The sequence below is a fragment of the Streptomyces sp. NPDC104313 genome, assembly GCF_055583985.1.
Genome location: NZ_JBVJMW010000011.1, coordinates 236,331 through 251,383 on the forward strand (window position 1 = coordinate 236,331; position 15,053 = coordinate 251,383).

General features: G+C 71.5%; 6 protein-coding genes and 1 pseudogene. 5 read left to right on the forward strand and 2 right to left on the reverse strand.

Annotation, left to right across the window (positions count from 1 at the left end; translation table 11 throughout):
• Window positions 1-208 precede the first annotated feature (208 nt).
• From ACZ60Q_RS25340 to ACZ60Q_RS25360, 5 genes and pseudogenes are all read left to right on the forward strand, one after another.
• Window positions 209-2,227, forward strand: coding sequence for a BTAD domain-containing putative transcriptional regulator (locus ACZ60Q_RS25340; RefSeq protein WP_469638861.1), 2,019 nt, complete (start codon window positions 209-211; stop codon window positions 2,225-2,227).
• 55 nt (window positions 2,228-2,282) lie between these two features.
• Window positions 2,283-3,443, forward strand: a pseudogene (locus ACZ60Q_RS25345) (methylmalonyl-CoA mutase family protein); the annotation flags it as partial.
• An 88-nt stretch (window positions 3,444-3,531) separates the two neighbouring features.
• Window positions 3,532-3,996: a flavin reductase family protein gene (locus ACZ60Q_RS25350; protein ID WP_469638864.1), complete on the forward strand. Its 465-nt coding sequence runs from the start codon at window positions 3,532-3,534 to the stop codon at window positions 3,994-3,996.
• A gap of 24 nt (window positions 3,997-4,020) precedes the next feature.
• A complete protein-coding gene (locus ACZ60Q_RS25355; RefSeq protein WP_469638867.1) occupies window positions 4,021-4,515 on the forward strand; it encodes a hypothetical protein in 495 nt (164 codons plus the stop codon).
• 454 nt (window positions 4,516-4,969) lie between these two features.
• A complete protein-coding gene (locus ACZ60Q_RS25360) occupies window positions 4,970-6,055 on the forward strand; it encodes an AfsR/SARP family transcriptional regulator (RefSeq protein ID WP_469638870.1) in 1,086 nt (361 codons plus the stop codon).
• Window positions 6,056-6,127: 72 nt separating this feature from the next.
• Here ACZ60Q_RS25360 and ACZ60Q_RS25365 read toward each other — a convergent pair whose 3' ends face one another.
• Together ACZ60Q_RS25365 and ACZ60Q_RS25370 are read right to left on the reverse strand one after the other, a co-directional pair.
• A complete protein-coding gene (locus ACZ60Q_RS25365) occupies window positions 6,128-12,433 on the reverse strand; it encodes a thioester reductase domain-containing protein (protein WP_469638873.1) in 6,306 nt (2,101 codons plus the stop codon).
• Between the two features lie 26 nt (window positions 12,434-12,459).
• A partial coding sequence (locus tag ACZ60Q_RS25370; protein WP_469638875.1) for a KR domain-containing protein occupies window positions 12,460-15,053 on the reverse strand: 2,594 nt, incomplete at its 5' end.

Sequence of the window (15,053 nt, forward strand, 5' to 3'; positions counted from 1 at the left end):
GCCCTCGGGGTACCGACCGCCAAGAGCCCGCTCCTTGTCCGAGGTTTGTGTGGGCTTGGACCGCGGCCCTGCACCATGGTGAGGAATCCGGCGGCCGGGGCGCCGTAGGCGCGACGCGTGCATCAGCCGGAAGCCGGGGCCGTACGCGGGTACGCGGGTACGCGGGTGTCGACTTGGGGGAGTAATGCAGTTCCGAATGCTGGGTCCGATGCAGCTCGTCGACAACGACCGAGCGGTGGGGCTGGGGGGCATGAAACAGCGGGCCACCCTCGGCTTCCTGCTGCTCCAGGCGAACAAGGTCGTGGCCACCAGCCAGCTGCTGAACGCGCTGTGGGCGGTGGACGGCCCGCCCACCACGGCGCGCAAGATCTTGCAGAACGCGGTCCATGGGCTGCGCGGCGTCCTGTCCTCCACCGGGACCGCCCACGGCCCCCGGCCGGGGGTTCCGGCCGCGCTGCTCACCCAGCCGCCCGGCTACATGATGCGGGTGGACCCCGAGCAGGTGGACCTGTATCTGTTCCACCAGTGGGCGGGCCGGGGGCGGGAGCAGTTGGCCCGGGGCGCCGCGGACGCCGCGTCCGTGCTGTTGGGCGACGCGCTGGCACTGTGGCGCGGGCCCGTCCTGGCCGACCTGGTGGAGGCGGGCATCCGATGGCCGGAGCTGGCCGCGGTCCAGAGCGCCCGGCTGGACGTCATGGAGGACTACTTCGACGCGCAGCTCGCCTGTGGGCGCCACCACGCGGTCCTGCCCGAGCTGGAGGAGATGGTGCGCGCCGATCCGCTCAGGGAACGATGCTGCGGCCAGTTGGTGCTCGCCCTGTACCGGTGCGGACGGCAGGCGGACGCACTCAACGCGTACAGCGGCGTACGTGCCGCCCTGGTCGAGAACCTGGGCCTGGAGCCCGGCCGCGGTCTGCAACGACTCCAGCAGGCGATCCTCGTCCAGGACCCCGCGCTGTCCCTCGCCGAGCCGGAGACGTACGCACTGCTCACCGCGCCCGTGCATCCCGCGCCCGTGCATCCCGCGCCCGTGCTCGTAGAGTCGGCCGAGGGCACCCCGTCCGACCCGCCTTGCTCGGCCGCCACGGCCACCGGGCCGGAGCCGCGGGCCGTGTCCGACCGCCGCCGGGTGGGTGTCGTCTCCGTACGTACCCGACTCGTGCACTCGCTCACCGGCGGCCCGGGCCAGGAGTTCGACGGTAGGCCGGACAACACCGCCCATCCGGTCAGGGAGCAGGTCGAGCGGTTCGGCGGGACGGTGACCGGCGCCGTGCTCGACGAGTCCCGGACCCTGCTCGCCGATGTGCCGGCGGGCGAGATACGGGTCAGCGACGCCGCCCGACGGGCGAGCGAGGACGTCCTGCGGTACCGGTGCCCCGACGGGCGGTCCGCGACCCGCCAGGCCCTGGGCGTCCGCGAGGCGGGAGGGTCCGCCGAGGACACGGAAAGCGGTGTGTACGAACTCGACATCCTGCGCGGCCTTGTGAAGCGGACCCGGCACCGGGGCGTGCCTCATCTGGTGACGGTTCTCGGGCAGGGCGGCACCGGGAAGAGCAGGCTGCTGCGCGACTTCGGGCACTGGGCCGGCGGGCCTCCCGGCGGGCAACGCGTACTCGGCGGGCGGGTCTCCCCGGCCGGAGCCGGCACCCCGCTGGCCGCCCCGACGCAGATCCTCGCCGCCTACTGCGGCATCGGGCCGGGGGAGGACGAGGCGGCGGTGCGGGCCATGCTCGCCCGGGCCGTCCAGAAGCTGTTCCCCTCGGAGCGGACGCCGGAGCCGCTGCTGTCCCGGTTGTGCCGGCTACTCGTCGCCGACACCGTCGGCTCCCGCCACGCCGGGGAGCCGCACCTTGCCCGGGTACTGGGCGCCTGGACGCGGTTCTTCCAGGAGGCGGCCAAGCACGAGCTGCTGGTGATGTGCGTCGACGACCTGCACCGGGCCGAGGACCTCGTGCTGGACACCTTCGAGGAGATCGCCGGGGCCTCGGCGCCGGGGGCGTTGTTCGTGGTCGTCTCGGCGGGGCCCGAACTGCTGCTGCGCCGACCGGCCTGGGCCGGCGGGAAGAGCCATGTCACCACGGTATCCCTGGACCGGCCGGGGCGCGTCACCCGCGAACAGCTCGTGGAACCGGGCAGGCCGCAGGACGCCCGTACCCCGGCGTACGAGGAGTCCGCGAGTGCCGCGCACACACCGTGCGGTGACCAGCCGGTGAGAGGCCGCCCCTAGCCTTGCAGTGCCTGTGCAAGCGCCTGTGCAAGCGGTGGTCCGGGCGCCCGCCGTCCGGTACCGAGGAGAAGGAATGCAGCACATGGCCCGAGAGTCCAACGCCCACTACCGCCACCTGATGGAGAACGGCGCGACGGACCTGTCGGTGGCCTTCGACCTGCCTACGCGGACGGGGCACGACTCGGACTCGGTACCGGCGCGGGGCCAGGTGGGCAGGGCGGGCGTGGCCATCGACTCCATCGACGACATGCGCGTGCTGTTCGACGCGATCCCGCTGGACCGGGTGTCGGCGACGTTGGAGGCCGACGCCCCCGCGGCGCCGTTGCTGCTGTTGTACCAACTGGTGGGCGAGGAACAGGGGATCGAGCCCCGGCGGCTCACCGGCACCGTCCACAACGATGTGCTCACCGAGTACATCGTCCGAGGCGGCAGCATCTTCCCGCCCGGGCCCGCACTGCGCCTGACCGCGGACATCTTCCGGTACACGGAGACCGAGCTCCCCCGGTGGAACACCGTGTCCGTCTCGGGCGGACGTCTGGCCGACGCGGGAGCGTCACCGGCGCAGGAGATCGCCTTCACCCTGGCCAACGGCATCGAGTACGTCCGTACGGCGGTGGCCGCGGGCATGGACGCCGATGGGCTCGTGGCGCGCCTGACGTTCTCCTACGCGGCGCCCGGCACGGGCCGGGCCGCGCACCGTATCTGGGCGAAAGTGTTGAGCAAGCAGTTCGGCGTACGGATTCCAGAGCCGGACGCGGACGGTGTCACGGCTACGGAGCCAGCCGGTGAGATCACGGATGCGGTCCTCCAACTCATGTATATGAGCGCGGAGTTGGGTGGTGCGGCTCGTGCGGTCGAGCAGGGCTTCCAACGCGGCGAGATCGTTCCGCACGAGCCCCCGCACGAGCCCCCGCCCGGTGCTCCGGATGGGGCTCCGCATGGGATCGCGCGCCACGACCCCGACCTCGCGGCCCGACGCCAGGCCGAACGCCTCGCCAAGCTCCGCGCCTGGCGCTGCCACGAGCGGGTGGGAACGGCCCTGACCAGGATGCGCGAGGCCGCCGAGGGCACGGACAACGTCCTCCACCCGATGAAGGACGCCCTCGCGGCCGGGGCCACCGTAGGCGAAGTATGTGGTGTGCTGCGCGAGGTGTGGGTGCCCGGTTACCCAGGGATGAGAGTGCGGGAGATCGCCCGATCTATGTTCTCCGTATGAGTCTGAGGAAGGGTTCGGCATGAGGTCTGTGTCCGCTGAGAACACCGCTTACCGGATTCCGATGGAACCGTCGTCCCTGCGGGATTCCATGTCGCGCTTCGCTACCGGTGTCATCGTGTTGAGTGTGGGCGGTGAGAACATTCACGGAATGACCGCCAACGCGTTCACATCCGTTTCGCTGGATCCACCACAGGTGCTGTGCTGCGTGTCCCGTAGCGCCGTCATGCATAAGGCGCTCATGGCGGAGAAGTACTTCGCCGTATCGGTTCTGGGATACGAACAGGAACAGCTGGCACGTTACTTCGCCGACAAGAAGAGGCCGCTGGGACCCGAACAGTACGACGACCTCGCGTGGGAACCGGGTCCCAGGACCCGGGCCCCGTTGCTGCACGGGGCGTTGGCATGGCTGGAGTGCGAGCTGGCGGATTTCCACGACTCCGGGGACCACTCCATCTTCATCGGGAACGTGATCGAGGCGAGCAACAGCGTCGCGGGACCGGCCCTGGTCTTCTTCGACGGAGGGTTCCAGCGGACCGGCACAGCCGGCAAGTGACGGATGCGTGGGGGTGGACGCGCGATGCCGAGTGACATCGGAAGCGACACGGACAGTGGCGACATCAATATGACCGCCATCGCGCGGAACTTCGTGCAGGCGCTGAACGAGGGCCTGTCACGAACGGTGGCATCGCGCGCTCAGGCACGGCCGGGACGCGTCCCCCGCACTTCTGAGCTGTCCGACCCCTACGCGGCCGCCGTGCTCCGGCGCTTCACGGTGTCGCTGACAGCCGCGGTCGCCCCCGCGGAACAGCACGACGCGACCGTGCGGTCCGCGCTGGTGTGCCGCGCCATGCACCTGTTGGCCGACGCCTTCGGCCTGCTCTCTTCGCCGAACCCGCCCGGGTGTCCGGCGCTGCCCGCCCAGCAGGAAGCGCTGGTCGCCACCCTGCTCCTGGAGTGTGCCGCCACGGTGGGCCTGGCCGACGGGCCCTGCCCGGGCTCCCGCCGCACACCGGCCGAACTGGTCCGGATACTGGGCCGGTCGGTACGGGAACCTTCCGTGCGCGTCGAGTAGCCCCGGCCGGCAGCCGAAGAGGCCCCTCGTCCGGTTTTTCCCCCACCCCCCCGGCCGGGCCTGCCGGCATGCCGGGACAGCGGCGCGAGACAGCCGGTTCACCATCCGAGGCCCCACCGTGAACCCGCTCCGCGTGCGGTTTGTGCGCGGTTTGTGCGGGGCTGGACGGCCGCCCCCCACCATGGGCTGTGAACAGGAGACCGGAGCGCGCACAGAGCCGTGCGCACACCACCCTCCGGTGAGATCGAGACAGGCTGCCCCGGCGGGCGCGGAACCCGCCGGCGGCCATGTGGTAAAGAGTCCGCACGCCGCTCTGGGGGGAGTATGGCGATGTTCAGCAGTGAAACTCCACCGCACTTCGAAACATCTGTGCCGGGTTTCCGGACCGTAGACGGAAACCCTGACTTCAGTATGCGGAATGTTGAAGACACTTCGTGGAAAGGGGGCGACGGCCATGTTCCGGGTCTTGGGGCATCTGGATGTGTCCGAGGAGGAAGGCGCGTCAGGTGTACGTGGACTGCGGCAAAGGGCCGTGCTCGGTTACATCCTGCTCCACCACGGCTCCCCGGTCACCGTGGCCAGGCTGGAGCAGGCGCTGTGGCCCTCCGATGCTCCGCCCACCGGCAGGCAGGTGGTGTACAACGCCGTGCACGCGCTGCGCAGGGCGGGGCTGCCGCTGGAGAAGCGGGCCGGGGGGTATCAGCTCACCGTCGACCCCGAGCGGCTCGACGTGGTGCGCTTCCAGCTGATGCTGGCCCGGGGAAGGACGGAGCTGGCGAACGGCCGCTGGGAAACCGCCTCGCGCGTTCTGCGCGAGGCGTTGTCGCTGTGGCGCGGCCAGGCACTCGCTGACCTCGCCGAACAGGGCTTGTACTGGAGGGAGATGGCCGCGCTCGACGATTCCAGGCTGACCGCGCTGGAGTACCGTGTGGAGGCGGAGTTCCGGATGGGCCGCCACCGCGATGTACTCGGTGAGCTGGAGGCCGTGGTCGAGGCGGAACCGCTGCGGGAACGCCTGTGCGGCCAGCTGATGGAGGCCCTGTACCACTCGGGCAGGCAGGCGGACGCGCTCAGGCTGTACCGCCGTACGCGTACCGGCCTCAATGAGCAGCTCGGCCTGGAGCCCAGCCCCGCGCTGCGTGAGCTGGAGCGTGCGATCCTCAACCACGAACTGCGGCCCGAGCCGGCTGACCGGACCGTTCCCGCTCCCCGGACGCCCGTGGGGAGGCTCGCGGGGAGGCCTGACCTCATCTCCGGCTCCGTCATCGGGAAATCCGTCAGGACGGGGCGTCACGCCGAGTCCGAGCGGCTCGTGCGTGAACACGCGGGCATAGACCCGGACGACTGCGACGAGATCGTGGCGGCGAAGATCCGCTGGGTCGTGCGCCGCGCACTCGACTCCGGCGACCTGGCCTCCGCCGTACGCTGCGGGGTGATCGATCTGCTGGCGGGCGTTCGCAACGACGAGACGCTGCGGGCCGGTTCGCTGCTGCTGCACAGGATCACCCAGCTGCACCAGGCCGAAGCCGTCTCCCGCTGACCCCTCTCCACTCCTTCGCCTCACCCGGTCCCAGGGGCCACCGGAACACCGGTGGCCCCTCGGTGCGTCACCTCACGGGGAGGGCAGGTACGCGACGTCGGTGAAGAAGTCGAGGTAGGTCCTCAGCAGTTCGCTCCGCACCTGCGGGCAGGTGATCGAGGCGCCCGTCAGCGCGGCGTCGGCCTTGGAGCAGTCGATGCTCGGGTAGGTGCCGCCCGGCAGCCCCACGAGCTCCACGAACTGGTCGAGCAGCGGCTGCATCGCGTTGGACCTGTCCGAACGGACCTTTCGGGTCCACGACATGAGGTCCATCTCGTCGATGCGGTGGCCCCTGGCCCGCAACGCGTCGATGATCTCGCCGAACGTCAGCCGCGCCGGGTTCGACAGGTTGTAGGTGTCACCGGTGCCGGTGAGCTGCCACGCCAGCTGGAGCATCGCGCCGCTGACGTAGTCGGCGGGCGTCGGATGGAAGTGGCTCTCCAGGCTGTCCGGCACGGCCTGCGCCTCCACGATGCCGCGGATGCTCAGCCAGACGAAATCCTGTGTCTGGCAGGCACCGTTGACCTGGTCGCCCGTCACCACGTCCACGCGGTACGACGATACCGGGAGGCCCCGTTCGCGGGCGATGCCGATGATCTCCTCGCACACCCACTTCGACTGCCGGTAGCCGCTGAAGAGCTGTTCCGGCGGGCCGATCGGCGCGTCCTCGGTGAGGCGTGTGCCCTCCTCCGGCAGGTTCGCGTAGACACCGGTGGACGAGATGTAGTGCACCGCAACCGTGCGGTGCTTCGCCGCGATCCGCAGGATCTCCTCCGTCGCGGTGACGTTGGCCGCCTTCAGCTTCGCGTACGGATAGAGCCAGTTGACATGGGCGCCGATGTGGAACACCACGTCGGCCTCGCGGGCGAGCCGGTCCGCCGTCTCCGCGTCGAGCCCGAGCCCCGGCGCACCGAGGTCGCCCAGGACCACGCGCACCCGGTCCAGCTCGATGCCCGTCCTGTAGTACTCGGACGCGGAACGGATCTTGGCGTACGCCGCCTCCTCGTCCGCGGCCCGCACCAGGCAGTGCACGGTGGCTCCGGTGGTACGCAGCAGGTCGCGCAACACGAACGAGCCGATGAAGCCCGTGGCGCCGGTCAGCAGCACCTGCCGGGGATCGTCCGTACGGTGCACGGTGTCCGCGGCCCGGATGTCCTCGGCCAGCCGCACCTCGGCCGTGAAGTCCACGACCCGGCCGCCGCCCGGCGCACCCATCAGTTCGGAGAGCAGCCGGTCGGTGAGGTCATCGGGCGTGGGGTGGTCGAAGACGAGTGACACGGGCAGTTGCACACCGGTCGCGGCGAGCAGGCCGCCGCGCAGGTCGACGGCCGTCAGCGAGTCGAACCCGAGGTCGCCGAAATTCTGGGTGGCGGTGACCGAACCGGTGGCGGCGTGGCCGAGCACCGTCGACGTCGTGTCGAGGACGACACCCAGCACCACGTCGCGCTGCTCGTCGGCGGGCAGGCCGGCCAGCCGGCCCAGGAGCGCGCCGCCCGAGGACTGCCGGGCCGCGGCCGTACGGCGGTTCTGTGTGCGCAGCACCTTGCGCATCAGCGCCGGGACGTTCGCGTGAGCGGCGTGCTCACGGGCCAGTGCCGCGTCGAAGGGCTGGCCGATCACCAGCGACCGGTCCTGCGACAGCGCCGTGTCCAGGATCGCCGTACCGAGCGGGGTGGGGATCTGCCGCATGCCCTCGCGGGCCATGCGGCTCAGTATCACCGGGGTGAGGTGCGCGGACACAGCACTGGCCTCCTCCCACAGGCCCCATTCGATCGAGACCGCGGGCAGCCCGAGCCCGGCCCGGTGCTGTGCGAGGCCGTCGAGGAAGCAGTTCGCCGCGGCGTAGTTGCCCTGACCGGGACCGCCGACCGTGGCCGCCATCGACGAGAACAGCACGAACGCGTCGAGGTCGAGGTCCTTGGTCAGCTCGTGCAGATGCCACGCCGCGTCGACCTTCGGCCGCAGTACCGCGTGGAGCTGGTCGGCGGTCATGGTGGCGATCATGCCGTCCTCGGTGATGCCCGCGGTGTGCACGACGGCCCTCAGCGGGTGCTCCAGACCGCCCAGCAGCGCTTCCATCGCCTCGCGGTCGGTGGTGTCGCACGCCTCGACGCGCACATCGGCGCCGAGCGCGGACAACTCCGCGGCCAACTCGGGCGCCTGCCCGCGCCTGCTCACCAACAGCAGGTGCTTCACACCCTGCGTGGTCACCAGGTGCCGGGCGACGACCCTGCCCAGGGAGCCGGTGCCACCAGTGATCAGCACGGTGCCTTCGCCGCCCAGACGCGGGGTGCGGGTCGTCGCGGCAGGGGTCCGCACCAGCCTCGGCACGAACGCCCGGCCGTCCCTGACCGCTATCTGCGGTTCGCTGGCACTGGCCGCGGCGGCGAGCACCGCCGGCAGGCTGTCACGCGCCGGGGCATCGGTGTCCACCAGCACGATGCGGCCGGGGTATTCGTTCTGAGCGGACCGCACCAGGCCCCACACCGCCGTCGCCACCGGATCCACGGCACCGGAGTGCACGGCGTCGCGCGTGAGGACGACCAGCCTGACGTCCTCCCCCAACAGCAGCCAGCGCTGTAGCAGGTCAAGCGTCCGACCTGCCGCGTCGTGCGTCGCGGCGACCGGATCGCCGCCCGGCCGCACCGGCTCGAACAGCAGCGTCTCCGCGTCGTAGGGGATCTCGTCCTCGACGAACGCCCACCGCCCCTCGACGGGCGACGGCAGGGTGACCGGCGCCCACTCGACACCCAGCAGCGCCTCGCGGACCTCGGTGTCCTCCGCCTGGAGGGAGAACGGCCGGGTGCGCACCGAGTCGACGGTGAGCACCGGCTGTCCCGCGGCGTCGGTGGCGAGGAGGGACACGCCCTCGTCACCGTCCGGGACCAGCCGGACGTTCAGCCCTGTCGCGCCGACCGCGTGCAGCTGCACGCCGGACCACTCGGACGGCAGGCCCGAGGTGGCGGCCACGTACGGGCGCAGTGCGGAGACGAGCAGCGCGGGGTGGATGCCGAAGCCGTCGCCCGGCACCGATTCCGGCAGCCGTACCGTCGTGTACAGCGCGTCGCCGTCGCGCCACAGCTCGTCGACGCCCTGGAACGCGGGCCCGTAGCCGAGGCCGAGTCCGTCCAGCGCGGACGCGATCTCCCCGGGTGCCACGGCGACGGCACCCGCCGGCGGCCACTCGGCGTCGGCGGGCGGTGGGGCGGCGACCGCGGTGCTGGTGAGCACGCCGGTGGCGTGCAGCGTCCACGCCCCCTCGGAACCGTCCGGGCGGGACCGGATCACGACCGTGCGGCTGCTGTCGTCCTCCGCGGCCCCGGCGGACACCTGGAGCTGCACCGGGGCGTGCTCGGGGAGGACGACCTGGTTGTGCACGCGCAGCCGCCGCAGCTGGTTGCAGTCGACCTCGTCACCCGTGTGGATCGCGAGCTCCACCAGCGCGGAGCTCGGCAGAACGGTCCTGCCCGCCACCGTGAGATCAGCGAGCCACGGCTGGGTCGTGCGGGTCAGACGCGCGGTGAACATCACCGAGTCGTCCTCGGTGTGGACGGTGGCGCCGAGCAGCGGGTGCTCCGCGGCGTGCACCCCCGCACCGGCGACGTCGGTCGTCGCGCTGCCGGGGTCGAGCCAGAACCGCTTGCGCTGGAACGCGTACGTCGGCAGGTCGACCGACCGGGTGCCGCCGCCGAAGACCGCGGCCCAGTCGGTGGAGTGGCCGTTGACGTGCGCCGTGGCGAGCGCGGTGAGCACCGTGGTGACCTCGCCGTTGCCCGGGCGCAGCGCGGGCGCGAACGCGTGCCCGGCCAGCGACTGCCGCGCCTGCGCGGTCAGCACAGCGTCCGGGCCCAGTTCGATGAACGTCGTCACGCCCAGCTCGTCCAGGTGCGTCACCGCGTGGTGGAACCGGACCGCCCGGCGCACCTGCTGGACCCAGTACTCAGGCGTGGAGACCGTCTCGGCGTCGGCGAGCTTTCCGGTGAGCGTGGAGACGATCGGGATCGACGGCGGCTGGTAGCCCAGCGTGCGGGCCACGGTGTGGAAATCCTCCAGCATCGCGTCCATACGGTGCGAATGGAACGCGTGGCTCACCACCAGCGCCTTGGTGCGGCGGCCCCGCGCGGCGATCCTCGACGCGAGCTCCGTGGTCCCGTCGTGGTCACCGGACACCACCACGGAGGTGGGGCCGTTGACCGCGGCGATGCTCACACTCCCGTCGGCAGGCAGCAGGGCCGCGACCTCGTCCTCGTCCGCCTCGACCGCGATCATCGTGCCGCCGCGCGGCAGCGCGTTCATCAGCCTCGCACGGGCAGCGACGAGCCGGGCGGCGTCACCGAGCCCGAACACGCCGGCGACGTGTGCGGCGGCCAGCTCACCGATCGAGTGCCCGACCAGGTAGTCGGGTGTGACACCCCAGTGCTCGAACAGCCGGAACAGCGCGGTTTCCAGGCAGAACAACGACGTCTGGGTGTACAACGTCCGGTCGAGCAGCCCCGCCTCGGGCGTGCCCTCCCGGGCGAAGAAGACCGTGCGCAGCGACTCCCGCACCTGCTCGCCGAGCGCGCTGTCGACGGCCTCGATCGCGGCGTCGAGCGCCTCGGTGAACACGGGATGGGTCTCGTACAGCTCACGGCCCATGCCCACGCGCTGCGCACCCTGCCCGGTGAACATCAGAGCGAGCCCGCCCACCCCCGCGACGCCCCTGGCCGCCACGGTGTCACCCAGCAGCACGGCTCGGTGCGGAAACTGCGTACGGGTCGTCGTCAGGGAGAAACCGACGTCCGCCGGGCGCAGATCCGGGCGCCGCCCGAGGTGCTCGACGAGTCGGGCCGCCTGCTCCTCCAGCGCCTCGGCGCTCTTGGCGCTGACGGGCAGCGGCACGACCTGGCCACCTGCGGAACTCCCCTCCGGCGCACCGGACGCGGGGGACTCCGGGGAGAGGCCGGCGGGCGCCTGCTCCAGCACCAGGTGTGCGTTGGTGCCGCTGAGGCCGAACGCGGAGACGGCGGCCCGACGCGGCCGGTCCACCTCGGGCCATGGCTGGGCCGCGGTGAGCAGCCGGGCGTTGCCCGCCGCCCAGTCGACGTGCGGGGTGGGCTCCTCGACATGGAGGGTCCTCGGCATCACACCGTGCCGCAGCGCCATCACCATCTTGATGATGCCGCCGACGCCCGCTGCGGCCTGCGTATGGCCGATGTTGGACTTCAGCGACCCCAACCAGATCGGCCGGTCGGCCGGCCGGTTCTGCCCGTACGTCGCCAGCAGCGCCCGCGCCTCGATCGGGTCGCCCAGCGTCGTGGCCGTGCCGTGCGCCTCCACGACGTCCACGTCGGACGTCGTCAGCCGCGCGTCGGCGAGAGCCTGCTGGATCACCCGCTCCTGGGCCGGGCCGTTGGGCGCTGTGAGACCGTTGGACGCGCCGTCGGAGTTCACCGCACTGCCCCGGATGACCGCGTGGATCGTGTGCCCCTTGCGGCGCGCGTCGGAGAGCCGCTCCAGCACGACCATGCCGACGCCTTCGCTCCAGCTCGTGCCCTCGGCACCGGCGTCGAACGTGCGGCACCTGCCGTCGGCCGAGAGGTTGCCCTGGCGGCTGAACTCCACCCAGCTCTCGATCGAACCGATCACGGTCGAGCCCCCCGCCAGCGCGAGCTCGCACTCGTTGTTGCGCAGCGACTGCACGGCGGTGTGCGTGGCGACCAGCGACGAGGAGCAGGCCGTGTCGATGGTGACGGCAGGGCCCTCGAGCCCGAGCGAGTAGGCGATCCGGCCGGAGGCGATGCTGCCGACCATGCCGGTGATGACGTACCCGGCGAGCTCCTCGCTGGTGAAGTGAGCGCGGTGGAGGTACGACTGGCCCGCGAGACCGGCGAACACGCCTACCTGACGGCCCTTGAGGGACGCCGGGTCGATCCGGGCGTTCTCGACCGCCTCGTACGCGACCTCCAGCAGCAGCCGCTGCTGCGGGTCCATCGCGAGTGCCTCGCGCTGGTTGATCCGGAAGAACTCGGCGTCGAACCGTGGTGCGGAGCCGATGAACCCGCCGTGCTTGGTGTAGGTCTTCCCGGGCCTGCCCGGGTCCGGGTCATACGTGCCCGCCACGTCCCAGCCGCGGTCGGAGGGGAACTCGGTGATCGCGTCCCGCCCGTTCGCGACGAGGTCCCACAGCTCGTCCGCGCTGGTGACGCCCCCGGGGAACCGCGCGGCCAGGCCGACGATCGCGATGGGCTCGTGCTTCGCGGACTCCAACTCCTCGACGCGCTGCCTGCTCTTCTTCAGATCGGCCGTCACCCACTTCAGGTACTCCACGGCCTTCTTCTCATCGGACACGGTGATCACGTTCCCTTCGTGCGGCGCGACAGGCGTCAGTTGGTGGCGCGTCCGAGCTGGTTGTCGATGAAGTCGAAGATGTCCTCGGTCGACGCGGACTCGAAGTTCTCGTCCTCGCCGTCGGTGTTCTCGTCCGGGGACTCGGTCCATTTCGCGAGCATCGCCCGCAAGCGGTTGGTGACCGCGACGGCGTGCGGCGACGTAGTGGCCGAGGCGGCGGCGAGGCTGGCCTCCAGCCGGTCCAGATCGGACTGGACCACCTGGTGCGCCTGGTCCTTCGGGCCGAGCCGTTCGCGGAGGACCTCGGCGAGCGCGGCCGGGGTCGGGTGGTCGAACACGAGGGTCGTGGAGAGATCGATGCCGGTGGCGGTGGACAGCCGGTTGCGCAGCTCGACCGCCGTCATCGACGTGAACCCGAGGTCGGAGAAGGGGTACTCCGCCTCGATCTCGTTCGGGTCGTCGTGCCCGAGAACCTCGGCCATCGCCTCGCGCAGCACCTCCAGTACCACGGTGCCCTGCGCCGCGTCGTCCAGTCCGACGAGCCGGGAGGCAAGTGTGCGGCTGGGCTGCGGCAGCGGTTTCACCAGTCCGCGCAGCACGGCGGGCACCGGGCCGGCCGCCCGGATCCCGGAGGGGTCGAACGCGTTCGCCACCACCGTCGGCCGCCCGGCCGCGGCGGCGGCGTCGAACAGTTCCGGGCTCTGCTCCGCCCCCCACGCGATGGCGAGCGCGGGCAGACCGGTGGCGTTGCGGTGCCGGGCCAAGGCCTCCAGGTACGCGGCGGTCGCGGCGTCGGCGCCGCGACCGGTGCGCCCGATGGTGCCGACGATCGAGGAACTGAGCACGAACGCCACCAACTCCCGCTCCTCGGTGAGTCGGTGCAGGTGCCAGGCCATGTCGGCGGCGCCGCGCACCGCCTCGACCAGCTGCTCCGGCGTGAGGTGCGAGACCAGCGCCTCGACGCCGGGCTTCGGCGCGTGCACGACGGCCGTGATGTCGTGGGCGTCGAACAGCTGCCTCAGCTCGTCCGGGTTGCCGCCGGCCCAGGTGACGACGTCCGTGACGGGCAGGTGGTCGATGAAGGGCGCGTCCCCGGTCGTGAGAACCGTGCCGTGCCAGCGGGGCGCGGGAGCGGACGCGGTGATACGGGCCAGCCGGGCCACCAGGGTCTCGTGGCCGCGCACGACGAGCTGCGGCTCGTCGTCGGGCAGGGTGTCAGGCACCGTTTCACCGTCGACCAGGACGAAACGACCGGGCTCCTCGTGCTGTGCGGTGCGGACCAGACCCCACACGGCCGCCGCGACGGGATCGGGGTCCCTGGTGTGGACGGCGTTGTGCGTGTGGACCACGAGCGGCTCGGAGCGCTCGGACCGCAGGGCGTGCAGCACCGTGGTGAGCACCTCCTCCAGATCGCCGAGCCGCGGTACCTCCAGTACGTCGAACCCGGTGACACCGGATTTCGCTGACGGCACCCAGGTGACGTCGAGCAGGGCGTGCTGCGCGGCGCTGACCGGCGCCGTGGTGACCTGTTCGGCGGTGAGTACCGGCACGCCGTCCTCGTCCGTCGCGAGGAGGCCGCCGTCGAACCGGACGCGCAGGGTCGTCGCCCTGGCACGGTGCAGCCGGACGTTGCGCCAGTGCAGCGGCTGCACCGGCACCCCGCCCTGCTGGAGGACGGCGGTGAGCAGCCCCGGGTCGATGCCGTGCTCCGTCGAGTCGATGGTGGCCTCGGCGTAGGAAGTGCCGCCGTCGCGCCACGCCTGCGTGACGCCGTCCGCCTGGGGGCCGACCTCAGCAGCGTTCGGCGGCCAGGGGAGGCCCGAGATGCCGGGGTTCACGGTGGCGAGCGTGCCGGTGGCGTTGCGCTGCCACGGCTCGCCGTCGGCGCGGGAGTGGATCGTGAGCCTCGTGCCGTTGACCGCGACCTGGAGCAGCAGGGCCTCGTCGGCCGGCAGTGGCCATTCGACGGCCAGCTCCTCCAAGCCCTCGTCCGCCGCGTGCAGGGCGAGGTCGAGCAGCGTCGCGGCGCCGTGTCCGACGTTGGTGACACGGCCGGTGAACAGGACGGTGTCGCTGTCCGCCTGCTGTATCTCACCGCCGAGCAGCGGGTGCCCGCCCGGCAGGAGCCCGAGCCCGGCGGCGTCGACGGGGCCGATATCGGACAGCCAGTAACTCTGCTGCTGGAAAGCGTAGTTCGGCAGTTCCACGGTGCTGCCCGCAGGGACCGAAGGAGAGCTGCCGTGCACATAGGCCGTGCCGAGTGCCGTGAGCACGCCGGTGACCTCGGACTGGGCGGTACGGAGCGTCCCGGAGAACGTGCCCTGCGCGAACTGCTGCGCGGCTGCGCTGAGCACGGGGTCGGGGCCGAGTTCGATGAAGACGGTGGCCTCCGGGAGCGCCGTCACGGCGTCGTGGAAGCGGACTGTCGAGCGGATCTGGGTGACCCAGTACTCGGGGTCGGTCATGGGGATATCGGTGGCGACGGTCGGGATGATCGGGATCTGTGGTGCGGAGTAGGTGAGGGTGTGGGCCACGGTGCGGAAGTCGTCGAGCATCGCGTCCATGTGGTGGGAGTGGAAGGCGTGGCTGACGGTGAGTTGTTTGGTGCGGCGTCCTTGTTCGCGGAACT